The sequence below is a fragment of the Shewanella youngdeokensis genome, assembly GCF_033180165.1.
GTDB classification, from domain to species: Bacteria; Pseudomonadota; Gammaproteobacteria; order Enterobacterales; family Shewanellaceae; genus Shewanella; species Shewanella youngdeokensis.
Map to the genome: position 1 here is coordinate 908,841 of NZ_CP136522.1, position 26,095 is coordinate 934,935.

Here is a 26,095-nt window from a genome sequence, read left to right on the forward strand (position 1 = left end):
GCATAATGGAACATTATATTAGTTTATTGATTCGTTCAGTTTTCATCGAAAACATGGCGCTTTCCTTTTTCCTCGGTATGTGTACTTTCTTAGCTGTTTCAAAGAAAGTTAAAACAGCGATGGGCTTGGGTGTGGCGGTGATTGTGGTACTAGCAATTTCAGTGCCTGTTAACCAGATAATCTATCAAAGTATTCTGGCTCCAGGCGCATTAGCCTGGGCGGGAGTGCCAGACGCAGATCTGAGCTTTTTGAAGTTCATTACCTTTATTGGTGTAATTGCTGCGTTGGTGCAAATACTTGAAATGACACTGGATAAGTACTTTCCGCCACTATACAACGCATTGGGGATCTTTCTACCGTTGATCACCGTAAACTGTGCTATTTTTGGCGCGGTGTCTTTCATGGTTGAACGTGATTACAACTTGGCTGAAAGTTTAGTGTTTGGTATTGGTTCTGGTATTGGCTGGGCATTAGCACTGGTTTTGCTGGCGGGGATCCGCGAAAAGTTAAAATATGCAGATGTTCCTAACGGGCTTCGTGGCTTAGGTATTACCTTTGTTACCGCAGGTTTAATGGCTCTAGGTTTCATGTCGTTTTCAGGTGTGTCTTTGTAAAGAGACAGCTAGCGACGTATTAATTTGAACCTTTAAGGATAAGTGAATGGGTATTCTTGAATCTACTCCAATCGATGTGTATCTCGGTGTGAGTATGTTTACCGCAATTGTATTAGTGTTAGTTTTGGTTATTTTATTTGCCAAATCCAAGTTAGTACCAAGCGGAGATGTCACTATTGGCATCAATGACGATGAAAGCAAAGCAATTAAAACCGCTGCTGGTGGTAAACTACTAGGCGCTTTGGCAGAAAGCGGTATTTTTGTCTCTTCTGCTTGCGGTGGTGGTGGTACGTGTGGGCAGTGCAAAGTTCACGTTAAGTCTGGTGGTGGTGAGATTTTACCAACAGAAGTGGATCATATCAGCAAAGGTGAAGCGCGTGAGGGCTGCCGTTTATCGTGCCAGGTAAACGTAAAGTCTGATATGGAAATTGAATTAGAAGAAGAGATATTTGGGGTTAAGAAGTGGGAATGTGAAGTTATCTCAAACGATAGCAAAGCCACTTTCATTAAAGAGCTTAAGCTGCAAATACCAGATGGCGATTCGGTGCCATTTCGTGCTGGTGGCTACATCCAGATCCAAGCACCGGCGCATCATGTTAAGTATGCCGATTACGATATTCCTGAACAATACCGTGGTGACTGGGAACATTTTGGCTTCTTTAACTTAGAATCGACGGTTGATGATGAAACCATTCGTGCATATTCCATGGCGAATTATCCTGAAGAGGAAGGGATCATCATGTTAAACGTGCGTATTGCGTCGCCACCACCGCGCAACCTAACCCTGCCATGTGGCAAGATGTCATCGTACATCTTTAGCCTTAAAGCTGGCGATAAGGTGACTATATCGGGTCCATTTGGTGAGTTTTTTGCTAAAGATACCGAAGCGGAAATGGTCTTTGTTGGTGGTGGTGCAGGTATGGCACCGATGCGCTCACATATTTTTGATCAGCTTAAACGTCTTAACACTAAGCGTAAGATGAGTTTTTGGTATGGAGCACGTTCAAGTCGAGAAATGTTCTATGTTGAAGACTTTGACGGCCTTGCTGCTGACAATGATAATTTTGAATGGCATGTAGCACTGTCAGATCCGCAACCGGAAGATAATTGGGACGGATACACTGGATTTATTCATAACGTATTGTTTGAAAACTATTTACGTGACCATGAAGCGCCAGAAGACTGTGAGTTTTACATGTGTGGCCCACCGATGATGAACGCAGCTGTTATTGGTATGCTAAAAGATCTCGGTGTTGAAGATGAAAACATCCTGTTGGATGATTTTGGTGGCTAAACTCGCTAATTGGAGTAATAGGTCGATATGTTTAAGGCCTTAGTAAATTGGCTGGCCCTGATTGGGTTAGCCTTTTTTATTTCAGCATGTAGTAAACCTGCTGAAATAATATCATTATCGGGTCAAACCATGGGCACTACATACCACATTAAAGTGGTGAAAAGTGCGATGCTTCCCGATGCAATAACGTTACAAGCTGAAATAGATTTAGCGCTTGAACAGGTTAATGATGCAATGTCGACTTATCGGCCTCAGTCTGAACTGTCGCGGTTTAATGCTGCAGCAGTTGATACGCCTTTAACTGTGTCAGATGATGTTGCTAAAGTCGTAAAAGCAGGCTTGGATTTGTACCAAAAAACCGGCGGTGCGCTGGATATTACCATTGGCCCCTTAGTCAACCTATGGGGTTTTGGACCAGATAAAAAACCTATTACTGTACCAAGTGAAAACGATATCAAAGCAGCAAAAACGTTAACGGGCCTTGCCTCTTTAACGCTCGAGGGGAATCAACTTAGTAAAAGTAATGCTGGTTTGTATGTTGATTTGTCGGCAATCGCTAAGGGCTTTGGTGTTGATAAAGTGGCTGCGGTATTAGATCAGTATCAACCTATAGGGTATCTGGTGGAAGTGGGCGGCGAAATTAGTTTGCATGGCACCAAAGGTGACGGTTCATTATGGCGAGTTGCGATAGAGAAGCCAAATGAGTTATCAAGAGCGGTTCAGCAAGTTATCTCACCTAAAAATATTGGTATGGCAACATCAGGGGATTATCGAATTTATCATGAAGAGGATGGTAAGCGATTTTCTCATTTGATAGACCCAAGAACGGGATTTCCTATCGATCATCGACTGGCATCAGTGACGGTGTTGCATCCGCAATCAATGATAGCAGATGGTTATGCCACCGCGATGATGGTGTTAGGTACGCAAGCTTCTCTAGAGCTTGCTAATCGTGAGCAGCTAGCGATAATGCTTATAGAAAAGCAAGATGATGGCTTTAAGGTTTTTTATAGCGACGCCTTTAAACCTTACGTTGCACCATAGTTGGAGTTGAATATGAGCACATTTTTAGCGACATTTTTTGTTTTACTAGGTTTCTTTTTATTAATGTCCATTGGTTACCTCGTCAAAAGACAAGCGGTGGCTGGCAGCTGTGGCGGCTTAGGAGCTTTGGGTATCGAAAAAGCCTGTGATTGTGATAACCCTTGTGACAAGCGCAAAGCCCGCATGGCGGAACAAGAGCGTAATGAAAAGCTCGCACAAAACCGCATTATCTAATAAACGACTTAAATCATATAAGGCTCCCCAGTGGAGCCTTATATCAAATAAAACTAAAGCAAGCGTGTTTAGCATACTTTGTGCTAATAAACGCTGTTGTCCTCGCATTATTCAGTGCTGCAAACTCAGTCAGGGTAGATGTAATTAACTAGTTTAGTTAGATAAACCTGTACTTACATGCGTCTTTTTTGACTATAAATCATAGTGATAATGAGAATGGTTGTCTTTATTAAGTGTATGAAATATTAGCGTTTAATTGTATTTGTTGTTTTTTTGCCCTAGGCTGTAAATATTGATATAGATCAATTTAACTTAGGACATAACAATGAAAGGACAACCAAAAGTCGTTAGTCAGTTAAACAAAGTATTGACCAGTGAGTTAACTGCAATTAATCAATACTTCTTGCATGCCAGAATGTTCAAAAACTGGGGGCTCGAAGATCTAAACCAAAAAGCATATAAAAAATCCATTCAAGACATGAAGCACGCAGATAAAGTTATCGAACGGATCTTGTTTTTAGAAGGGCTACCAAATCTGCAGCAGCTAGACAAAATCCGTATTGGAGAACACAGTCTTGAGATGCTTGAATGCGACAAAATGATGCTGGAAGAGCAATTACTGTCACTGCGAGAGGCAATTAGCATATGTGAACAGTTAGCAGACTATGTTAGTCGAGATCTGCTTGAAGACCTATTACAAGATGAAGAGGAGCACTTAGATTGGCTAGAAGCCCAATTGGAACTCATTTCGCTAACAGGGATTCAAAATTACTTACAATCGAAAATGAACTAACCGGAGAGCACTATGAAAGGTAATAAAGATGTCATTGATACATTAAATAAACTGCTCACCGGAGAGTTATCGGCAATGGATCAGTATTTTGTACACGGGCTGATGTACGAGGATTGGGGCTTAACCGAATTACATAAACAGATCTCCCATGAATCTGATGACGAACGTGAGCATGCCAAAAAATTGGTGCAACGTATTTTGTTTCTTGAAGGAACACCTGATGTGGCTAGCCGAGAGCCTCTTAATATTGGTACTGATCCAGAGCAGATGCTCAAAAATGATTTAGCGTATGAATATCAAGTGGCTGACAACCTACGTGTTGCTATAGCGCTATGTGAGCAACACCGAGATTATGAAAGCCGTGAGATATTGGAGCTGCTGCTAGAGGAGACCGAATCAGACCATATGCATTGGCTTGAAAAGCAATTAGGCTTGATTGCAAAAATTGGTTTAGCCAATTACTTACAAAGTAAAATGTAGATACAAAAAGTAACAGAGCACTTAGGCTGTTTTTACGGGTAAGTGCTCATTGCTAAGTCAGCTTTAGCTAACGTAAGTTACCATTTTTTAAGTTGTTTTTTGACTTCATCTATTCAGCTTTTATTCAGCACCGAAAATTTATTATTGTTGAATAAATAAACACGCTAAAGTTTTATTGCTGAGTCGTTTTTTTCGACTAATCTTATAAACAAGTAATTTTGATTAGCGCATGGCATCAAAGGAATAGTTGTGATGATTTCAGTCAAAAAAGAAGTATATGAAAACGAAAGCAGGCTAAAAATAGAGCGCCTGTTAGCAAAAATTAGTCGCTTAGAAAAACAGTTGGAGCTGGCTAAACTTAACAATACTTATGCTATATCAACTCAAAACTCAAGGATTGCAGACTCAGCCTTGTCAGCTGATGAGCTTTCAATGTTGAATAACTTATTTTAAAAATCATCCTGTTTTTGCGCATATTGATTGCGATTGCTAGCGATTAAATCGATTCATTACGTTAGTTTTATGTAAGTGACGTGACTCATTAGGTTGTGTTTTGCACTGCCTTTTTTACCTGCATTAGTTTTTTTCTCTCCTGTATGTCCTTCGTTGTATGTCATCGCCTCCGCTTGTAACTTACTGCACTGTTAAAAATAACCGCGAAGCAGCCAATTTAAGAAAGTAACACGTAGGCTTACCATTAATCGCTTCTTTGTCGGCTACTGGTAAATACTGAGCATTTGCTTTAAATTTGTTTTCTTTCTGTTAAGTTAGTTTGGTCGAACCTAAAATAATGATAATAAAAGGATGATAGATGCTTTGGTTTAAACGTTCGCTCAGTATGCAGTTGGTTGTGACTATCGTGGGGGCTTTAGCTGTACTGCTTACTATCGTTGCACTGTGGTTAATTAACAATGAAAGTAGCAGCACTCGGCAGCAAATTGATAATGACTTGAGTAGCCTAGTACAGCTTAAGTCGAACGAGGTTAGCAGCTATTTTGATGCTAAAGGGCAGCTTATTCACGCAATATTTGCTAACCCAAGTGTCATTGAATGGTTCAGTCAATATAACCGCCGTTCAAGTAACTTGTCATTTGATGAAAAGTACAATGAGATTGTTGAGTACTTTAAATATTTCTCTGATAAAGACAGTGATATTAAGTCAGTGTTTTTTGGATCTGCGAATACTTTTGAGTATTTTGACCTTAATGGACGCTATGATGACACTGAGTACTTCACTAATAAACGTCCTTGGTGGCAAGAAGCGATCGATCAAGGTGGGATGTTTGTTGGTGATCCCGCGGTTGACGCAAATGATGGTTCTATTTCGGCCACTGTAAAAACGGTCGTTAATGACAAATCAGGCCGCTTTATTGGGATTGGCGGTATGGATATATTAATCGATACCATAGGTAGTGAGCTATTGGCGTCGATGAACTACCAAGGTGCTGGGCAGGCTTTTTTAATTACTGGTGATGCCAAATTAGTGTACTTTCCTGGTTTTACCCCCTCCTTTGCCCCTGGTGCTGATGTTAGTCAAATTGATCGTCAATTCAACCAGACCAGTGGGTTTAGTGATTTAAGCCAGTTAATGGTGTCGCAGGCATCAGGTTTTGCAGAAGTGACCTTCCAAGGCCAATTGCAGAGGGTGAGTTTTGTTGAAGTGAGTGGAAGCTATCCAAAGCAAAAATGGCATTTGGCATTTATGTTGCCGACAGAAATCATTGACGCACCAGTTAATAGTCTGATTTTCGATTCAATTTTAATCTCCTGTTTTATTATGCTGCTGGTTGGCATTACCGTATGGGGTATTTTATTGCCCTTTAGACAGCAAATTCATCGCCTTTTGTTTGCAATGGAAGATATTGCCGCTGGCGATAATGATTTATCAAAACGGATCTCAATGGACCGAGCGGACGAGCTAGGCTTATTAAGTGACGCCTTTAACCGGTTTGCAGCCAAAGTGCATGGCATGCTGCAACAGACACGAGACCTAACCGAAGAGGTTGAAGCTGGCGTATTCAATGCGACGCAATTTAGCGAAAAAGCGCTGAGTTCGGTTTCCCAGCAAAAGCTGGAGCTGGTATCGGTGTCATCAGCGGCAACCGAGATGGCGCATACTAGCCAAGATATGGCGGCAAGTGCGCAAAGGGCTAGTGATTTTGCCCATAAGGCACAGGCAGAGTCTATTGAAGGTGGTGTGATTGTTGCCAGAGCAACGCAAGGCATGCAATCTTTGTCGGTACAAGTTATCGAAGCCGCTAAAGTCATTAAACAGTTGCGCACTCGGTCAGAACAAATTGGCGAAGTGCTAAATGTTATTCGCGGCATTGCAGAGCAGACTAACCTGTTAGCGTTAAACGCTGCAATTGAAGCGGCCAGAGCGGGTGAACAAGGGCGTGGTTTTGCTGTGGTGGCCGATGAAGTGCGAACTCTCGCGTCACGTACTCAGGATTCAACTGCCAATATTCAAGATATCATTTTAACACTACAACAAAATGCCAATGAAGCCGAACAAGTGATGGAAGAAGGGGTCGAACAAGCCAACCAAGGGCAGGATTTAACTGCCAAAGTCGAAGTCGCGTTAGGCAACATTAGTAGTGCAATTGAAGCGATTCAACAGCAAACGATTGAGATCTCTGCCGCGGTGAATCAACAAGCGGTAGTTGCAGAGGAGGTCGCATGTAATGTTGATAATGTGCGCGAGTTATCAGACGAGTCTTTAGTTGCCAGCGAAGCACTATCTTCCAACTTTGGTAAATTCTCCAAAGTTACCGAGGCGCTATCAAATAATATTCATCAATTCAAAATTTAATACGCCGATAAAAACGGAGCCGAGAGGCTCCGTTTTTATTACCATTGAACCTATTTTGTTAACGCTATTGTGCACAGCAGTCACTTTATTGGGTTAATTAACCATGCTGCTTGAGTACTGTTTTTATATACAGTAAAATCTTCTGCGGAGGATTTTAGATTGCAAAAAATAATACATGTCGACATGGACTGCTTTTTCGCTGCCGTAGAGATGCGTGATTTCCCAGAGCTTAGAGGCAAACCCATCGCTGTTGGTGGCCGTAGCGACCGCCGTGGTGTGATTAGTACCTGTAATTACGAAGCTCGTAAATTTGGTGTGCGCTCTGCGATGGCATCTGCTTATGCGCTGAAGCTCTGCCCTGATTTGATCCTCGTTCCAGGCCGAATGCAGGTATATAAAGACATATCTAAACAAATTCGTGCCATATTTGCTAAGTACACCAACTTGATTGAGCCTCTTTCGCTAGACGAAGCATACCTTGATGTGACCAATAGCCCTCACTTTCAGGGCTCTGCGACACGAATCGCAGAGGCGATTAGACAGGATATTTTGCAAGAAACCGGGCTTACCGCATCTGCAGGAATTGCGTCGATAAAATTTTTGGCCAAAATAGCCTCCGACCTTAATAAACCTAATGGCCAGTATGTTATCCGCCCTGAAATGATTGAAGAGTTTGTTAAGACTCTACCGCTAATTAAAATTCCTGGGGTTGGTAAGGTCACTGCAAAAAAATTAGCCGATATTGGTTTGCACACGTGTAGTGATGTTCAAGCCTATTCAGATGCTGCATTAGTTGAACGTTTTGGTAAGTTTGGCACTGTATTAATTGAGCGAGCTAAGGGCATTGACCCGCGTGGTATTTCTGTAAACCGTGAGCGTAAATCGGTTGGCGTGGAAACCACATTAGCAAAAGACATTCACACTCTAGAGCAGTGCCGTGCGGTTATGCCGCAACTGATCCAAGAGTTAGCCGCCCGAGTTAATCGTAGTGCTAAAGACAGGCTGATCCATAAACAGGTGGTAAAGCTTAAATTTGATGACTTTAAACAAACCACAATAGAGCTTCGAAGCGATGAGGTATCGGTTAACTTGTTCTACCAATTATTAGAGCAAGCCTTAGAAAGGCAGCAAGGCCGTGGGATCCGATTGTTAGGGGTTGCGGTCGGGCTAGCGTCAAAACAAGTTGCAAATGATGAAGCCAATGCTGTGAACACATCACAACTCGACTTAGGTTTTTAGCTCACTCGTTGCAGTGTTGGTTCTGCATGAAGTGTATATTATTAAAAAAGCCGCTGAATAATGTCAGCGGCTTTTTGTTACTACAAAGTTTTACTTTTGCTGACTTAGCCTTTTGCTGGAGTGCGTTCAAGTACTGCTAGCAACAGTTTCCAGTATTGACCAACGGTGGTAATGTTTACTTTCTCGTCTGGGCTGTGTGGGTAGCGAATAGTTGGACCAATTGAGACCATGTCCATTTCTGGATAAGGCTTTTTGAATAAACCACACTCAAGACCTGCGTGGATCACCATGATCGTCGGCTTTTTGTTGTAAATAGCCTCGTAAGTATCACGCACACTTGCCATGACTGGCGAGCTGTTATTTGGCTTCCAGCCTGGGTAAGTCCCACTAAACTCTACATTAGCGCCTGCAAGGCTAGTTAAAGAAGTCAGTACACCTTCAACCTCTTCACGACCAGAATCGATTAATGAACGGATAAGACACAGTACTTGCACCGAATCGGTTTCTGTACTGATCACGCCAACGTTTAACGAGGTTTCGGTCACGCCTTCAATTTCATCGCTCATACGGATTACGCCATTCGGGCAGGCGTTGAGAATATCGATTAGAATTTGCTGCGATTCTTCACTCATAACTTTGGTTTCAGCGGCAATTTCAGTCAATGTTAGCGTGGTGTCTGGGTCGGCTATGGCTAATTCAGAACGGACTACGGCTTGGTACTCACTGATGCGTTGTTGCAGTAGTTCGACGTTTTCCGCTGGAAGCATAAAACTAATTTGCGCTTCACGTGGAATAGCATTACGTAGTGAGCCACCGGTAAAGTTAGTTAGTTCAATCGCTAACTCATCACTGTAGGTAAATAAGAAACGAGCCAGTAATTTATTGGCATTACCACGACCTAAATGAATGTTAACGCCTGAGTGGCCACCTTTAAGGCCTGCAAGTGATAATGTAAAGCTACTATTACTAGGCTCAGGTGATTGCCATACCATAGGTACACTGATTTGTCCGTCAACGCCGCCGGCACAACCCATGTATATCTCACCCTCTTGCTCAGAGTCAGTGTTGATCAGTATGTCAGCTTCAAGCATTCCAGATTCAAGGCCAAATGCACCGGTCATTCCGGCTTCTTCATCTATGGTCAACAGCACTTCTAGTGGCCCATGGGCAATATTGTCAGCACCAAGAATGGCTAAAGCTGAAGCCATTCCAATACCGTTATCGGCCCCAAGAGTTGTACCGCGGGCTTTTACCCAATCGCCATCAACATAAGCATCAATAGGGTCGGTTTCAAAATCATGCACTTTGTCAGCATTTTTCTGTGGAACCATATCGATATGGGCTTGTAGTGCAACAGTTTTGCGATCTTCCATACCTGCTGTGGCAGCTTTTTTAATAATCAGGTTGCCAACTTTGTCTTCGATGACTGAAAGTTGTTTCTCTTTTGCCCATGCTTGAATGTGCTCACTTAAGGCCTGTTCAAACTTTGACGGATGTGGAATTGCGCAGATCTGTTCGAACCATTGCCATAATGCTTGTGGTTGTAGTTGGTTTAATGCGGTCACTGAAAGTTCCTCTATTCTAAATAAGACTTAAGCGCCATTAGCGCTGGAGGGCAAAAATTGCCATATTCTACCATAGTCTGTTGTGCAGCAAGTGCGGGTTACTTCGCGTTATATGATGACTGTCAGTACAAGTTTCCAGTTAGGGTTTTACGCTGTTTAAGATGATTGCTAATCTGCTATTAATAGGTCAATAATGCCAGTAATTTTAAATCAAAAGGATAGGGTCATGGCTTTAATAAAATTTGTTGATGTTGCTGATCAAGATGCAATTTTTGAAGGTAGTGGATGGGATGCTTTGGTTGTTGTGACAGCCGATCTTACTTCAATAGCAGTAGAGGAAGTCGCATTGTTAGCGGATCACGGCAGCAAGGTCGATCAGCGCGTAGGCAAGTCTGTGACCCTATTATTTGCCCCTGGTATTGCTGGTGGCCGACTAGTGATTGCACCAGTGTTAAAAGCGACGGACGAGTATGAAGATGTACGCGTGTTTGCCGATGCGGCCCAGCAAGGCATAAAGGTCGCTAAAGAGGCTGGTGCAAAACGGCCTCTATTGCTAGTTAATGGTATAGCGGATCAACGCTATAAAAAAGCCGAGGCTGTCGCAGCTCTAGCGTGTGGGCAAGCGTTGTGGCAAGCCCTAGAGCGACGTGAAGCTGGCGCAGCTGATCCTGAGTTGGAATGTATTGGTTTATTAAGTGGGGCTAACAACGCCAGTATGTTGACCGCTATCGAAGCAGGTCGTGGGCTTGCTCGGGATCTTTGCGGCACTGAACCTGAGCGGATGTCGGCTCCCGCTTTTGCTGATTACTGTGTAGCAGCATTTACCGGGAGTGGCGTCGAGTTGTCGGTTGTTGAAGACCGAGACATTCTTGAGCGCGACTATCCTTTACTCAGTGCCGTTGGACGTGCTTCTTTTGCAGTATCAAGACACCAACCTCGGGTTGTAAAACTTGAATATATTGGGGAAGGGGAGATCGAGCGCACTTATTTGTTTGCTGGTAAAGGTGTGGTTTACGACACTGGGGGCGCCGACATCAAGGTTGCTGGCTCTATGGCTGGTATGAGTCGTGACAAAGGTGGCGCGGCAGCTGTGGCGGGATTACTTAAAACCATTAGCATGCTTAAACCAAAAGGGATCCGAGTTGTGGCTGAACTGGGCTTGGTACGAAATAGTATTGGTAGTGAAGCATTTGTTACTGATGAGATAATCATGAGTCATGCCGGCCAACGTGTGCGTATTGGTAATACCGATGCCGAAGGCCGTCTGGTGTTGGCTGACTTAATGTCTCAATTACGTATCACAGCGCACTCCGCCGTAAAGCCTGAGATGTTTTCAGTTGCCACATTAACAGGTCATGTAGTGCGTTGTTTTGGTGGTTACACTGCGGCGGTAGAAAACAGTGTAGCTAAGCAAGCTCAAGTTGCTGACCGAATGCAGCGTCAGGCTGCAACTTGGGGTGAGCCGATTGAGGTGTCACAATTACGTCGAGACGATTTTAGTAAAATCATTGACCCATCGGGTGCTGCAGATATGTTGTCGTCAAACAATGCACCTTCATCGATAACAGCACGCGGACACCAATATCCAGCCGCATTTTTAATTAAAGCCTCGGGCTTAAGCAGCCATGGTGTAAACAGTGCTCTGCCTATCGCTTATACCCACCTCGATATTGCCGGAAGCGCTACAGAGGGTCACCCTCAGTATGGTACGCCAACAGCAACCCCATTGGTGGGGCTATTTAATTACATCATTGATAGCAAGTAAGAGCTAAGTATCTAAAGCCGGGCAACCCGGCTTTGTGTATATCGGCGCCTGCTTAAGTAATAAAATTACAGATTAATGCGTAATTGAAAGGTTTTTGATAAAAAAGGTTGTAATAAAACTACATTTAGCTATAATTCGCTTTGTTGATTAGGTAGGTACCTAATCGAGCTAGTCTATCCAGGAAGGATAATTCTCCAAGGAATCGAGCGACGAGTTGACTTTGCTGAACCCAATAAGGGGCGAAAATAGTAAGCAAGGTAATTGGAATTCAACTTAGTAGGAGAGTTATTATGTCTTTATCAATGAACAGCACTATCTATTCACAAAGCTTTTGGTTAAATACAAATGCTTTGACTGGCGGTATATACGCCATGGGCTTATAAGGTCTGACCCCTCTATCAGCCTGGTTTTATCAAATATTCTTGCACCGTGTTCGGTGTCTGTAACCTAAGGTTTATTGAGTTTTAATGTAGGGTTGATTGCCGTAAATAGGCTAATTAACTTATCTATGACAGCACTTAGGTTATATCTCCCGCTGATAAAGCGGGTTTTTTTTGCCTCCAATTTAGCGATGCAATAGCTAGTGAGTCATTTTACAACGCTTGGATATGTATTTTTAGTACCTTTACAGTTCTAGATGGAGCATTGGTGTCGCGAAATGACTGAATTTTGTGATGAGTCACACCGTTGTTGGTGTGTAAATTACATTTTTTGCATGTTTGGACATTTATTTGCAATTAAGGGTTGTAATTTTATTACGTAAAACTATAATACTTCTCCTTGGTCAAGTTCACCACTTGCCAAGTTTAGTCTATCCAGGATGGATAACTCTCCAAGGAACCGAGCGACAAGTTGACTCATTTATTTTTGTTGGCTTCAACCCCCTAATGAAAATAAATGAGTGTTTGCTTCAGCTTTGTTTAGGAGAAGTGATTATATCATTTCGAGCTGCTGCTATTTTTTAGTAATACCATTGATTTTATCAATTGCATTACTAGGCGATTTATTCGCCAAGGCTTTGTTGGGCTAACCCTCCAATGAAAGTTGTTTTACAATCCATCAACCTTAATACCACCATTTGGTGTGTTTAGACGCAAGTTGCATGTTAACTATTTTGAACGTGCCGTTGATTAACGCTAGCGCGCTAACCGATTTCCTTTAGGAACACTTGAACATGTCTGCCTACTCTTTGAGTAGGCTTTTTTTTGCCTAAAATTTGAGGCTTGCACTAGTCTCTTTGGTGTCTTGCCGACTCAAGCATTGAATGATAGCTACCGTTATTGAATTGCCGTCATAGTGCAATCGCTTAAAAAAGTCGATTTAGTCAGCCGTCATCATTTGGTGATGGCGGCGTTACAGCGACTAAATATGCAGAATTTAACTGTTCAAGATCGGACGTTACAGGGGTTGTCGTTCTAATATCATGTTCCTTTCCAATCTAACTCTCTACCGTCATTATTTGTGAAGGGGTTAAAGCAGATATCTGCGCTCTTGGGAAAATTGATGATCTACCAATAAGCTAAACATTTTCATAAATTACAGCCGTATCCTTGCAGGAATACAGCAATTAATCAGCAAGCCACCTAATGTCGATATGACCAAGCATCATATTGCAGATCTTTATTGTTGAGTTGTGGCTGAGGTATTTCAAGGCAAGGTTCAAGCTAATTGTTTATAGTTATTAAAATTGCTTTATAAAATGAGCTGGTGATATTGAGCCGGTATTTATAATGGTATAACACTATTATATTAAGGTGTGTTATTAATACATCTACTGAATAAAATTGCCAGTTATAAAACCGTTGTAATGGCAATGATATCGGTAGCTTAGTATGACTGATTTAATAGTAAATGCAGCTCTTTGTTAGAGCTGAATATAGGCTGAAAGAGCACGTTACTATCTAGTTATGGCTAGTCTAAATGAATACCTGACATATAAACAAAAAAAGTAATTGCCTGTAATCAATTTTGAGTGCAGTTTAACCCTACTGACAAAATCAAAGGATTTGGTGTGATGTTAGAAAAACTATTCAAACTCAAAGAAAATCAGACGTCATTGAAACAAGAGGTTATTGCGGGGATCACGACTTTTTTAACAATGGCTTATATTATATTCGTCAACCCAATGATGCTGGCTGACGCAGGTATGGACCATGGCGCTGTCTTTGTCGCTACCTGTTTAGCGGCGGCGATTGGTTGTTTAGTTATGGGCATTGTGGCTAACTACCCTATCGCATTAGCTCCTGGAATGGGTTTGAACGCCTTTTTTACTTACACGGTAGTGGGTGAGATGGGTTATTCATGGGAAACCGCTTTAGGCGCGGTGTTCCTCTCAGGGCTCTGCTTCTTGGTTTTGTCGTTGGTGCGTATCCGAGAATGGATTGTTAACAGTATTCCCATGTCGCTGCGTATTGGTATTGCTGCGGGTATCGGTTTGTTTCTCGCCTTAGTGGGATTAAAGAGTGCCGGCATTGTGGTTGCGAACCCTGCAACCTTAGTTGGGATGGGAGACATTACTGCATTTCCCGCTGTAATGGCAGCCCTTGGTTTCTTTTTAATTGTTGCAATGGTTCATAAAGGCATTAAGTCGGCGGTGATTGTAAGTATTATGGCGGTAACGGCACTTGGCATTCTGTTTGGGGATGTACAATACCAAGGCATTATCGCAACGCCGCCTTCAATTATGCCGACCTTCATGAAAATGGATTTATCGAGCGTGCTTGAAATTAGCATGTTGTCAGTCGTGTTTGCTTTTCTATTTGTAGACCTATTTGATACCTCTGGTACGCTCGTTGCTGTTGCGCAGCGTGGCGGTTTTCTCGATGATAAAGGCAAATTACCGCGTTTAAACCGTGCTTTAACCGCTGACAGTACCGCAACAATAGCCGGAGCCATGTTGGGCACATCTACCACCACCAGTTATGTTGAAAGTACCGCGGGCGTGAGTGCTGGCGGCCGAACAGGGTTAACTGCCGTGATTGTTGGTTTGTTATTTTTAAGCTCGCTTTTCATCTCTCCATTAGCTGGAATGGTACCTGCTTACGCTACAGCAGGGGCGCTTTTTTATGTGGCTATTTTAATGATGTCGGGTTTAGTTAATGTTGAGTGGGAAGATTTGACAGAAGCTGCGCCTGTCGTTGTCGTGTGTATTTTAATGCCGCTAACATTCTCTATCGCAACAGGTATAGCAATGGGGTTTATTTCTTATGCCGTGATTAAGTTAATGAGTGGGCGCTATAAAGACTTAAGCATTGGTGTTGTTGTCCTTGCGGTATTGTTTGTCGTTAAATTTATTTATAGCTAAATGATATAGTGACTATTTGGTTCATGAATATAAAAGGTCACCTTTAAGCGGGTGGCTTTTTAATTACAGCCAGCAAATTAAATATTTCGTGATTAAAACGGCAATCGTATGAGATATATTTAATTCATCTTATCTTATTATCTATTTTCGGCGCACTTTACTACCAATTTAACTTGAGATTATGTATAAAGTTTGTCCAATGTTTTTAACATAGATAATGATGAACTTAAGTGAGATAGCTTATCGCCGAGTTGTGGTAAAGCTGGGAACCAGTGTATTAACTTCTGGCAGCCTAAAATTAGACAAAGCACACTTGGTTGAACTTGCGCGGCAGATGGCTTGCTTAATGGAAGCTGGCGTAGAGGTTGTACTGTGTACATCCGGCGCTATCGCAGCAGGTAAAGAGCACTTAGGTTACCCTGTACTTCCAGATACCATGGCAAACAAACAGATGTTAGCTGCTGTAGGTCAAAGTCAGTTGATCCTTGCTTGGTCCAAACTATTTAGTATTTACGATTTAAACGTTGGTCAGTTGTTGCTTACCGGTGCGGACTTGCAAGATCGCGAGCGCTACCTTAATGCTCGTGATTCACTCAATGCACTTTTGGCCAATGGCATTATTCCAATTATCAATGAAAATGATGCGGTCGCGACCACCGAAATTAAAGTCGGTGATAACGATAATTTATCGGCCAGAGCCGCGCTACTTTGCGACGCCGACTTGCTTATTTTACTGACTGACCAAAAAGGGCTGTTCGATGCTGACCCTCGCAATAATCCGAATGCAAAGCTCATAACCGAAGTCGTTAACATTGATGACAGTTTACGCAAACTTGCCGGGGGGAGCGTGTCGGGGCTTGGAACTGGTGGCATGTCGACAAAATTAGAAGCGGCAGATGCTGCAAGGCGTGCGGGCGTAGACGTCGTTATCGCATCTGGCCACCACCATGATGTCATTCAAAAAGTGGTTTGTTCCGCCGCCATTGGCACACATTTTACAGCGTTAGAAAACCCGTTAGAAAGCCGTAAACAATGGATATTAGTCGGTTCAACTGTCAGTGGTACCGTTATCCTGGATCTTGGCGCGATAACAGCAGTAACAAATAAAGGCAAAAGCTTACTACCAACAGGTGTTATTGACATTAAGGGTGAGTTTGAGCGGGGAGACACCGTAGAGCTTACCGACACCGCTGGAAAAGTATTTGCTAAAGGAATATGCCGTTACAGCGCTAAAGATTTATGCCTAATAGCAGGCAAACATTCAGACAGTATCGAATCAGAGCTCGGCTATGATTACGGTGCAGTGGTAGTTCATCGCAACGACATGGTGGTGTTATGACTCACAGCGATTATTTAAACAACTTAGGTCAGCAAGCTAAAACTGCAAGCTACACTTTAGCGAGTTTAACAGGGGCTCAAAAAACGGCTTTGCTGCAATGCGTTGCAAGTAAACTAACGTTAGCAAAGCACGATATCGTAGCCGCAAACCAGCAAGATATCGCACAAGCTAAAGCGAATGGCTTGTCAGATGCGATGATTGATCGTTTGTTACTTGATGAACCTAGGCTGCTCAGTGTGATTGCTGACATTAGTAATGTTATAGGGTTAACAGATCCAATAGGAAGTGAAATCGACAGTCGCTTACTCGACAACGGTTTACGGTTATCGCGACGCCGAGTACCACTGGGGGTGATAGGAGTTATTTACGAAGCTCGGCCGAATGTGACGGTTGATATTGCTGTCTTAGCTCTTAAAACTGGTAATGCGGTTATTTTACGCGGGGGTAAAGAAACCCTCGCATCCAATAAAGCCCTATGCAAAGTGATTCGTTCAGCTTTGGTTGAGCAAGGCTTACCAGAAAACTGTGTGCAGTTAATTGATAATTCTGACCGAGCATTAGTGTCGGGTTTACTCAAACTCGATAAATACGTTGATATGATCGTGCCTCGAGGTGGGCAAAACCTTCAGCGCTTATGTGCAGAACAAGCGACAATTCCCGTTATTTTAGGTGGTATTGGTATTTGTCATCTATACGCTGATAAAGATGCCAATATCGATAAATCAGTCGATGTTATTGTTAACGCTAAAGTGCAGCGTCCAACAGTATGTAATGCATTGGATACGGCGTTAATTCACCGCAGTATAGCAACCGATATACTGCCTAAGTTATTCGATAGACTGACGGCCTTAGGTGTATCTTTTTATGGCTGCGATAAAGCTAAAGCTATTGCTGCTACACAAGGGCTCACGGTTGAAACTGCGACTCCTGACAGCTTTTCACAAGAGTGGTTATCGTTAACTCTAGGCATCCAAGTGGTTGACGATATTGACGCTGCTGTTGACCATATCCGGCGTTATTCAAGTGGGCATTCTGAAGGTATTTTAACGGATAATATCCATGCAACGGCCTATTTTATCAATGAAGTCGATTCTGCCGCTGTGTATGTTAACGCCAGCACTCGATTTACTGACGGTGGTGAGTTCGGCTTGGGGGCTGAGGTGGCTGTGAGCACTCAAAAGTTGCATGCTCGAGGCCCTATGGGGCTAGAAGCATTGACCACTTATAAATGGATTGCTGTCGGCGACTATACCGCGCGCGATTAACACTGATTAAATGATGTAAAAAAGGAAGCCAATTGGCTTCCTTTTATATTTTAAAACCCATCACGCTTAAACGGTGGGGTTAGTATCATCTACTATAGACCTTGGTCATCCGCCATTTTAGACGCAATTTGTGGAGCGTTCCAAAGTGAAGGCAATAAAATCAACGATACGGGGACTGCGGTGATCACAATGAAAGATTGCAGTGCTGAAATACCACCAGAACCGAGCGAGATCAGTACAAGCGCTGTTACACCCATCATCACACCCCAAAATGTACGAATAATTGGGTTCGGCTCTGTTTCACCACTAATAACAACACTGATAGTGTAAGTCATTGAGTCACCCGTGGTGACAATGAAAATCGTAGTTAAGATCAAGAATAAAATAGAGATGACAATCGGGAACGGCAGTTGCATTGTAACTGCTAATAAAGCCCCTGGTAGGTTGAAGCCTTCGAAGGCACCACTGACCGAGCCAGGTTGTGCGATTTCAAACGCGAGGCCTGAGCCACCAACAATGGTGAACCAAAAGCAAGTGACTAAAGGCGCTATCACACTAATTGTCGTGATAAGACGGCGGATACTACGACCACGAGAAATACGGGCAATAAAAATAGCCATCATCGGACCGTAACCGAGGAACCAACCCCAGAAGAACACAGTCCACCAACTTAACCAGCCTTCATCGGCGCGGAAAGTCGCCATTGGGATAAAGTTGTCCAGCATGCTACCAACACCTTGAATGTAGCCATTAACAATAAAGTTAGTAGGGCCAAAAACTAGGATGTAAATCATAAGTGCTGATGCAAGTATTACATTATAACGACTCAACATTTGCATGCCGCGGTGTAACCCGCTGAGTGCAGATATCGTGTATAAAGTAATTGCGAAGAGAATGATAATAAATTGGGTGGTAAAACCGTCAGGAAGATCAAACAAGGCGTTAAGAGCATAGCTGACTTGTAGACCTAAAAAGCCAATTGGGCCGATGGTTCCTGCTGCTACAGCAATAATACAACATGCATCAATCAGGGCACCGGTGTGACCTTTTAGTGCTCGGTCACCCAAGACAGGGTACAGCAAGGTGCGGGGCTTAAGAGGTAAGCCTTTGTCATAGTGCAGGTGCATAATTACGATTGAGGTTAAGCTACCAACAATCGCCCAAGCTAAGAATCCCCAATGCATAAATGATTGCGACAATGCATTAACTGCGATTTGCTGTGGACTTTCTTGAGCTCCAAATAAAGGCGGTGGGCTAACAAAGTGAGCAATAGGCTCAGCAGCGGCCCAAAATACGCCTCCACCTGCGAGTAAGGTACAGAAGATAATCGCCATCCAGCGAAAACTGTCCATTTCAGGCTTTTCAATACCACCTAAGACAACACGGCCTGTACGGCCAACAGCTAAAGCAATACCAATTAAAAATGTCATTAACAACAGGACTTGCCAGTATGGGCCACAAACTTTTACCGCCCAATTAAAACCGGTGTTAACCATGCTAGAAAGTAACTCACCGTCAATCAGTGCTAAGCACACAAAAGCTGCAAGAAAACCACCGCTGTACCAGAAAGCTGGGTTGTCTAACCCGAGCTTTTCGCTCGTTGATTTTTTGGCTGTGCTCTGGCGATTACTGACGGGATCTTGTTTGTCAGTGAATACGCTAGTCGGTGTTGTACTATTTTTTAAATCAGTCATTTACTGACTCCATTTTTGCTTTGCTATCGCAAAGACATATTTATTACCTGCTCATTTACTGGATGTTGAGCAAGTGAATAAATCTATGAATTTGAGGATTAATCAATTGGCTTTAATCCGTGGTGCAGGACATTTACGTCATTTCACCTAATAATCGATCTTGTTCGAATCGATTAATTCTGTAGCGAATTAATCAGTTGTTGGTAATGCCACCTCTATAAAATGGTTAAGGTGATTAATTTGATTAGCAGAGGCTCAGAATGTGCTGCACTACCTGTGGCGATACAGTCATCCATCACAATGGGCAAAAATTCAATGTAACCTTCGTTGCATCGGTGTTTCAGCATTAATCAGTGCTGACATGTCCCCAATTATAGTTTTAATAAAGCTATCTGGCATTGTGAGTTAAACGAGTTGGTTATCTGGTGCGTCAAAGTCGATAACTTCCTCAAAATGTAAGAGCAATTATGATGTAAGTTTTGGTACAATATAAAAAAAATAAATGTACGAAATTGATGCTTACAAAACAAATTACACATGCGGTGGGCCCACTTTGGGAACAAGCTATGTCGCTGTATTGCGACGTTTTCCCCCAATGGGAACGAGAGCCTATTGCCGCCATAGAACAAGCGGTTAATAGCGGCGAATCTCGTTGCATATTGTTGTGCAAAGATGAACAAGTTTTAGGTATGTCATTGACCGAAATCTACCCAACTTTGTCTTTTGCCATGCTAGGTTACTTATTCATAGCACCTGATTACCAAGGCCAAGGTCTTGGAAAACGACTGTGCCATGAGCTCTTTGATTTTTTCGGCGCTCATTATAGTTTAAAATGGCTGTTAGTTGAAGCAGAATCGGGTCCAGAAGCATTTTACCAAAAATTAGGTTTTACTAAATTTAACGTAGAATATTTATCTCCACATTATGACGATGCCGATTCTAGCCCTATGGCACTTATGTATCGGTCGAAACCTAACCAAGGCAAGCCATCAGCTATTGAGCTTAGCAATATTGTGGAACATATTTTTACGCAAAGTTATTACCTGCCCCTTGATGATCCAAGACATGCCCAACAACGACAACGAATTTTAGCCAAGGACGTTTTATGACTCTTGACCGAGTTGCTGCGCAGCAAACTATTTTAATTCATTTTTTTAAACTAATTAGAGAAGAAGATTTTGAACAGTGCTTTCAATGGGCCAAAAAAGCACTGCAGGCTAAAAGTTCAGCCGCTTTTACTCTTATTGATCAATTAGAGAACGAAGCCGTCATTACAGCGAGTAGCTTAGAAGGGGTGAGTGACGACGATATCCTATTGCTGTTTTGTGGTTGCTATGGCTTTGCGCGGCATGAGGTTGAAGAGAGTAATCGTTACCATCATGCCGAGACGCTGGTTCGCTCAAGTATTACCGCATTAACTGTTTTACCCCTCTGTGGGCTTAACAAGGCGCTGCAAAAGTTTGCTGCAATTCAAATTGACATTTGCCGGATAGACCGTGGTTTTTATACCAGTCAAGAGTGGCTGATGACAGAGGCGACTCAAAACATTGAAGCGCACCTTGTTGAAGTTGATGCTCTGCACTCGCAGTTTTCTGAACTTGAACGTCAGCTTTATACAGAATATTTACATCAAGAGTTTAGCTCCTATCGCTATTTTAGTGACGGTGTTTCTATTATTGCTAAGTTGTGTGATATTCGCTGGGGAGATCCAGAGCTGTTAGCCCAAAAAATGGCAGAGCAACGCCCGCTATTTCTTAAGTCTGTAAATGCGTTAACGGATAACGACAAGTATATTATGTCGACGGACTTGGAAGCGTTGTGGCCGCCGTTAGCCTTTTTTAGCCAAAACAGAACCAAAGGTTCTGGTGAGCTTTTTGTAGAACGTGGCGCCATCAGTATTTCGTATTTTGCTAGCGTAAACCACATTGTGACACGCGAGTTAAGGCAGTCATTGTGTGACGCGGTTAACCAAGGTTCAACCAGTCATAAACTCTTTCCTGATAGTTGGAATGCACAAACTCCTCACCGCAATATGCTTAATGATATTTGGGCTGGCATTGCCAATAGCTTTGAAGATATTTATTCTTGCTTTTTGCCTGACATATCAATGATTTTTCGCGACAAAGAGGGCAAGGGTGAGCTTAACTTTAGTGTTGAATTGATTTACTACCCAATGGGCATTTTTGCTTTAAATCTCAAAGCTCCGCTTGATAATGTCAGCGCCAGCGGTGTCCGCCATGCAATGTCACTGGGTACGCCTTTTGCGATGGATCAAGATATGCGCTGGAACGCAGAACGTTTAGGCTTACTTGAAGATTTTGCTGAAAGTCGTTTTAACGAGTTAGCTCTGGCGCTTAGTGACAATTTTGATCATTACACAAAGCCCGCGTCAGAAATGCTCACCTTCAATAAAACCGATAATCGATTTGTGTCGGTTTTAGTGGATCGATTAGTTGAGTGTGTTGATGGTCAATATAGCTCTGTCACGGCTAAGTCATTAAAGTCGCATTTTGCTTATCCGGTATTTGTGTTACAACAGCGGGAGTTACGTACCGCTGTAGATGACTGGTGCTTGCGGTCGGTAACATCTGACGAATTTAATTTAAATCGAGACTGCTACAACCGTGATGAGTTTGTTTACACTAATCACCATGAGTGCATTATTGGCTTGTTGCAGCAACCAAATTGGGTGTTAGAACAAGCATCTGAAATGATGGATGTAGCATCAGCTATTTACAATTTATTTCACCTCACCAACAAAATGTTAGATAAACAGCTTAAACTGAGCTTGGAACAAGCCGCTCCAACACTGAAAGATAAGAAAATTTCTGCAGCAAAGCTTCGAGCGCAAATGGAGACGCTCACCGCTGAAGGGGAATGCTTAAAGCAGTTTACTCATGATGCCCATTGGCTGCTGGATTTAATTAGCGCAGGCAGCATGATGACCTTCCCCGATCATACTCGTATGATCCACAAGGTGTTTGAGCAAATGGACTTTGCCAAACTGCATACGCGGACTCAAGAGACACTGAGTAAAATCCAATACCGACAAGAAGAAATTATCGCTGAAACAGCAAAACTGTACGAAAAATTGCAAACCCGCAATAGTAAGCGATTAACTCAAGTATTGTCGGGGTCAATGGCTTTGATATCGGTCGGTGCACTCAAAGATATTTTTGATATTCTCAATAATGCTAAAATAGGGGTGCATATTTCAGGCTCACTACAGGTGAGCATTGTAACCTTGTTTGGCATGATGCTGATTATCTTGCTGATCAATAAAAATGAAAGCGATAAGTAACCGAGGTTAAGCCAACTTTGGCGAGATAACAGCACGTTAACTATATCGCAGCTATCGACCTGTGCCAGCTTCAGTTGGCACAGTCGGTAGCCCAATCCCGCTGATACTATCGACAACATAACCGCCAATACTAGCGGCATGGCACCTTGCTATCTACTAATAACCAAGCTAATAACCAAGCTAAATGTGATTCCTAGTTAACGTTACGGCTCTTGAGTGTTTGAGCTTATTTAGTTGAGGCAATAACTGCTGTAACACCAGCGCGGAAAGGACCAACGTCAGTCCCATGTATGTGGGGATGTTATAGGTTCTTGTAAAATCCAAGCAATAAAGCCGATAGACATCACCGGCGACAGAAAAACCAACGTGCTAATACTTGCTGTACGTTTGGCTTTTTTAAGGCGATTAACCACAATACAAAAGTGACGCCCATTTCAAAAAATCCTACATAGATTGCCGCTGCAAACGCCTGAGTATTCCAACTAGGTAAAGTTTCTGTCCCTAATAATGTTACGACAATAAAGGGGAGGCCAACTAAAAAACTGAGTAGCAAGCTAACAATGGGGTCGCCTTTGTCTTTGGTGTTCACAATCCAGTAAAGGCACCACAGCAAAGTGCGGGTTAGCGCGAGTGCGACCCTACGCCGCTTTCAAAATCAAAGTCGTAGAAGTGACCGTTGGTGGCACTAAGCTGTACACCTATGTAAGCCACTATCGCAGCGGTCACGTTACTTTTTCTGAGCTGTTGTGATAACAGCGGTACAGACAATAATGGCAACAATATAGCCCAAGTGCAGTTTAGGGCGAGTGCCTGTTGCGCTGGAAGCAGGTCGTAAGCTTTAAATAGCACAAGGTAGTACAAAAAAAGGATTCAGTAGTCCAGTTTGCAAATAAAAAAACGGCCGCGCGATAAACAGCTTTCGAGCTAACGCCCCTTTACGTTGTGCTGCAAGGGTGGCGCTGAGTGCAATAATCGAAGTAAATGATGCAATAAAAACGAGCTGTAACGGACTGTAGTGCAACAGTGCTAGCTTAAATGCAGTTGCAACGGTAGACCAAAGCAGTATAGCTGCAATGGCAAAAACATAAGCTTGATGGGATTGTGTCATAACGCGTAGGCCATAAACGTTATCGCGTCACAGGCACATGCCCATACGCATGGTTAAAAATTGTATGCGGTATACATTTTTGGCCAATACGATAAATAAAAAGACAGATTAAATGACAAAGTTTACTTTTTCCCCCTTGTATTCGTTTCAAACGTCCCAATATAGATAATCAAGAGACGAACTGGGAAAAATAAAAGACTTGAAAACAATTAAGTCGCCCCCATTTCAATCATCAAATAACAAATTTAGTTTTAGATTTCGGAGGACTCCATGGGTAGAATTATTGGTATCGATTTAGGCACAACTAACTCTTGTGTTGCAGTATTAGATGGCGACAAAGCGCGCGTATTGGAGAATGCTGAAGGCGATCGTACTACACCCTCAATCATCGCATACACTGCTGATGAAACGCTAGTTGGTCAACCTGCAAAGCGTCAGGCTGTAACAAACCCAACAAACACTGTTTTTGCTATTAAGCGTCTTATCGGTCGTCGTTTTAAAGATGATGAAGTTCAACGTGACGTTGACATCATGCCATTTAACATTATTGGTGCTGATAACGGCGATGCTTGGGTTGAAGCTCAAGGTAAAAAAATGGCACCACCACAAATCTCAGCTGAAATCTTGAAGAAGATGAAAAAGACCGCTGAAGATTACTTAGGTGAAGAAGTAACAGAAGCGGTTATTACTGTTCCTGCATACTTTAACGATTCACAACGTCAAGCTACTAAAGATGCTGGTCGCATCGCAGGGCTTGAAGTTAAGCGTATTATTAACGAACCAACTGCAGCAGCACTTGCCTACGGTATTGATAAAAAGCAAGGTGACAACATTGTTGCTGTATACGACCTCGGTGGCGGTACTTTTGATATCTCTATCATTGAAATCGACAGCGTAGATGGCGAGCAAACTTTTGAAGTACTTGCGACCAACGGTGACACTCACTTAGGTGGTGAAGATTTCGATAACCGTTTGATTAACTACCTAGCTGATGAGTTCAAGAAAGAGCAATCTCTTGACCTACGTAATGATCCGCTAGCAATGCAACGTCTAAAAGAAGCTGCTGAAAAAGCGAAGATTGAGCTTTCAAGCGCAACTCAAACTGAAGTTAACCTGCCATACATCACTGCCGATGCAACAGGTCCTAAGCATTTAGTGGTTAAAATCACTCGTGCAAAACTAGAATCTTTAGTTGAAGACTTGATTACTCGTTCACTTGAGCCATTAAAAGTAGCCCTAGCAGATGCTGACCTTTCAGTTTCTGATATCAACGAAGTAATTCTTGTTGGTGGCCAGACTCGTATGCCTAAAGTACGTGAAGAAGTATCTTCATTCTTTGGTAAAGAGCTACGTCAAGATGTTAACCCTGATGAAGCCGTTGCTATTGGTGCAGCAGTTCAAGCTGGTGTTTTGTCTGGCGACGTTAAAGACGTATTGCTACTAGACGTTACTCCATTGTCTCTAGGTATTGAGACTATGGGCAGCGTAATGACTAAGCTTATCGAGAAGAACACCACTATCCCGACTAAAGCGTCACAAACATTCTCGACAGCTGACGATAACCAAGCTGCTGTGACTATTCACGTATTGCAAGGTGAGCGTAAGCAATCAAGCGGTAACAAATCTCTAGGTCAATTCAACCTAGAAGGTATTGAGCCAGCTCCACGTGGCATGCCACAAATCGAAGTTGCTTTTGACATCGATGCTGACGGTATCTTGCATGTATCTGCTACAGACAAGAAAACCGGTAAAGCACAAAACATCACTATTAAAGCCTCTTCTGGCCTAAGCGATGAAGAAGTTGAAGCAATGGTACGTGATGCAGAAGCACATGCTGACGAAGATGCAAAATTCGAAGAGCTAGTAACTGCACGTAACCAAGCTGATGGCATGGTTCACGCAACTAAGAAGCAAATCGAAGAAGCAGGTGATGCATTACCAGCTGACGAAAAAGAAAAAATTGAAGCGGCAATGACAGCTGTTGACGTTGCGACTAAAGGTAACGACAAAGAAGCAATTGAAAAAGCGACTCAAGAGTTAATGGAAGCTTCTTCTAAGCTAATGGAAATTGCCCAAGCTAAAGCACAAGCTCAGCCAGGACAAACCGAAGGTGCAGGCGAAGCTCAACCAGATGCGAAAGCCGCTGACGATGTTGTTGACGCTGAGTTTGAAGAAGTGAAAGACGACAAAAAATAATGCCGGATAACTCCTAATTTATTCTAGCGGGCGTTTGAGGCAACTCTA

18 protein-coding genes and 1 pseudogene are annotated in these 26,095 nt (G+C 42.8%); 16 read left to right on the plus strand and 3 right to left on the minus strand.

Features of this window, described 5'->3' with window-relative positions:
- Window positions 1-5: 5 nt before the first annotated feature.
- From nqrE to dinB, 9 genes are all read left to right on the plus strand, one after another.
- Window positions 6-614, plus strand: coding sequence for an NADH:ubiquinone reductase (Na(+)-transporting) subunit E (gene nqrE, locus RGE70_RS03950; RefSeq protein ID WP_310470241.1), 609 nt, complete (start codon window positions 6-8; stop codon window positions 612-614).
- Window positions 615-660: 46 nt separating this feature from the next.
- The gene (gene nqrF / locus RGE70_RS03955; protein ID WP_310470242.1) at window positions 661-1,908 is read left to right on the plus strand and encodes an NADH:ubiquinone reductase (Na(+)-transporting) subunit F; all 1,248 of its coding nucleotides are present in this window, start codon (window positions 661-663) and stop codon (window positions 1,906-1,908) included.
- Between the two features lie 27 nt (window positions 1,909-1,935).
- Window positions 1,936-2,952, plus strand: coding sequence for an FAD:protein FMN transferase (locus tag RGE70_RS03960; RefSeq protein ID WP_310470243.1), 1,017 nt, complete (start codon window positions 1,936-1,938; stop codon window positions 2,950-2,952).
- A gap of 12 nt (window positions 2,953-2,964) precedes the next feature.
- Window positions 2,965-3,186: a (Na+)-NQR maturation NqrM gene (nqrM, locus tag RGE70_RS03965; RefSeq protein WP_310470244.1), complete on the plus strand. Its 222-nt coding sequence runs from the start codon at window positions 2,965-2,967 to the stop codon at window positions 3,184-3,186.
- A 325-nt stretch (window positions 3,187-3,511) separates the two neighbouring features.
- Window positions 3,512-3,979: a bacterioferritin gene (gene bfr / locus RGE70_RS03970; protein WP_310470245.1), complete on the plus strand. Its 468-nt coding sequence runs from the start codon at window positions 3,512-3,514 to the stop codon at window positions 3,977-3,979.
- A 12-nt stretch (window positions 3,980-3,991) separates the two neighbouring features.
- On the plus strand, window positions 3,992-4,459 hold the full coding sequence (gene bfr / locus RGE70_RS03975; protein WP_310470246.1) for a bacterioferritin: 468 nt from the start codon (window positions 3,992-3,994) through the stop codon (window positions 4,457-4,459).
- A gap of 249 nt (window positions 4,460-4,708) precedes the next feature.
- Window positions 4,709-4,912: a hypothetical protein gene (locus RGE70_RS03980; protein WP_310470247.1), complete on the plus strand. Its 204-nt coding sequence runs from the start codon at window positions 4,709-4,711 to the stop codon at window positions 4,910-4,912.
- A 358-nt stretch (window positions 4,913-5,270) separates the two neighbouring features.
- Complete coding sequence (locus tag RGE70_RS03985; protein WP_310470248.1) at window positions 5,271-7,271, plus strand: methyl-accepting chemotaxis protein; 2,001 nt, start codon at window positions 5,271-5,273, stop codon at window positions 7,269-7,271.
- Window positions 7,272-7,430: 159 nt separating this feature from the next.
- On the plus strand, window positions 7,431-8,510 hold the full coding sequence (dinB, locus tag RGE70_RS03990; protein WP_310470249.1) for a DNA polymerase IV: 1,080 nt from the start codon (window positions 7,431-7,433) through the stop codon (window positions 8,508-8,510).
- 104 nt (window positions 8,511-8,614) lie between these two features.
- Here dinB and RGE70_RS03995 read toward each other — a convergent pair whose 3' ends face one another.
- The gene (locus tag RGE70_RS03995; protein WP_310470250.1) at window positions 8,615-10,075 is read right to left on the minus strand and encodes an aminoacyl-histidine dipeptidase; all 1,461 of its coding nucleotides are present in this window, start codon (window positions 10,073-10,075) and stop codon (window positions 8,615-8,617) included.
- 226 nt (window positions 10,076-10,301) lie between these two features.
- On the opposite strand from RGE70_RS03995, the gene RGE70_RS04000 reads away from it, so the two are divergent.
- The 4 genes from RGE70_RS04000 (at window position 10,302) to RGE70_RS04015 (ending at window position 17,748) form a co-directional block, all read left to right on the plus strand.
- Window positions 10,302-11,840 (plus strand): M17 family metallopeptidase, encoded by a 1,539-nt coding sequence (locus RGE70_RS04000; protein ID WP_310470251.1) that lies wholly within the window; start codon window positions 10,302-10,304, stop codon window positions 11,838-11,840.
- Window positions 11,841-13,854: 2,014 nt separating this feature from the next.
- Window positions 13,855-15,144 carry an NCS2 family permease gene (locus RGE70_RS04005; RefSeq protein ID WP_310470252.1) on the plus strand — a complete coding sequence of 430 codons (1,290 nt, stop codon included), beginning with the start codon at window positions 13,855-13,857 and terminating at the stop codon, window positions 15,142-15,144.
- A gap of 220 nt (window positions 15,145-15,364) precedes the next feature.
- A complete protein-coding gene (gene proB, locus RGE70_RS04010) occupies window positions 15,365-16,483 on the plus strand; it encodes a glutamate 5-kinase (protein ID WP_310472914.1) in 1,119 nt (372 codons plus the stop codon).
- Entirely contained in the window at window positions 16,480-17,748 is a 1,269-nt protein-coding gene (locus tag RGE70_RS04015) for a glutamate-5-semialdehyde dehydrogenase (protein ID WP_310470253.1), read from the plus strand. Before proB ends, RGE70_RS04015 begins: the two co-directional genes overlap by 4 nt.
- Before the next feature lie 92 nt (window positions 17,749-17,840).
- Here the strand turns inward: RGE70_RS04015 and RGE70_RS04020 are convergent, their stop codons facing one another.
- Window positions 17,841-19,442 carry a BCCT family transporter gene (locus tag RGE70_RS04020; RefSeq protein ID WP_310470254.1) on the minus strand — a complete coding sequence of 534 codons (1,602 nt, stop codon included), beginning with the start codon at window positions 19,440-19,442 and terminating at the stop codon, window positions 17,841-17,843.
- Between the two features lie 515 nt (window positions 19,443-19,957).
- On the opposite strand from RGE70_RS04020, the gene RGE70_RS04025 reads away from it, so the two are divergent.
- Window positions 19,958-20,551: a GNAT family N-acetyltransferase gene (locus RGE70_RS04025; protein ID WP_310470255.1), complete on the plus strand. Its 594-nt coding sequence runs from the start codon at window positions 19,958-19,960 to the stop codon at window positions 20,549-20,551.
- Window positions 20,548-22,743 carry a hypothetical protein gene (locus tag RGE70_RS04030; protein ID WP_310470256.1) on the plus strand — a complete coding sequence of 732 codons (2,196 nt, stop codon included), beginning with the start codon at window positions 20,548-20,550 and terminating at the stop codon, window positions 22,741-22,743. Before RGE70_RS04025 ends, RGE70_RS04030 begins: the two co-directional genes overlap by 4 nt.
- Before the next feature lie 180 nt (window positions 22,744-22,923).
- Here the strand turns inward: RGE70_RS04030 and RGE70_RS04035 are convergent.
- A pseudogene (locus tag RGE70_RS04035) lies at window positions 22,924-23,851 on the minus strand (DMT family transporter).
- Window positions 23,852-24,121: 270 nt separating this feature from the next.
- Here RGE70_RS04035 and dnaK point away from each other — a divergent pair.
- Window positions 24,122-26,047, plus strand: coding sequence for a molecular chaperone DnaK (gene dnaK / locus RGE70_RS04040; RefSeq protein ID WP_310470257.1), 1,926 nt, complete (start codon window positions 24,122-24,124; stop codon window positions 26,045-26,047).
- Window positions 26,048-26,095: the final 48 nt, after the last annotated feature.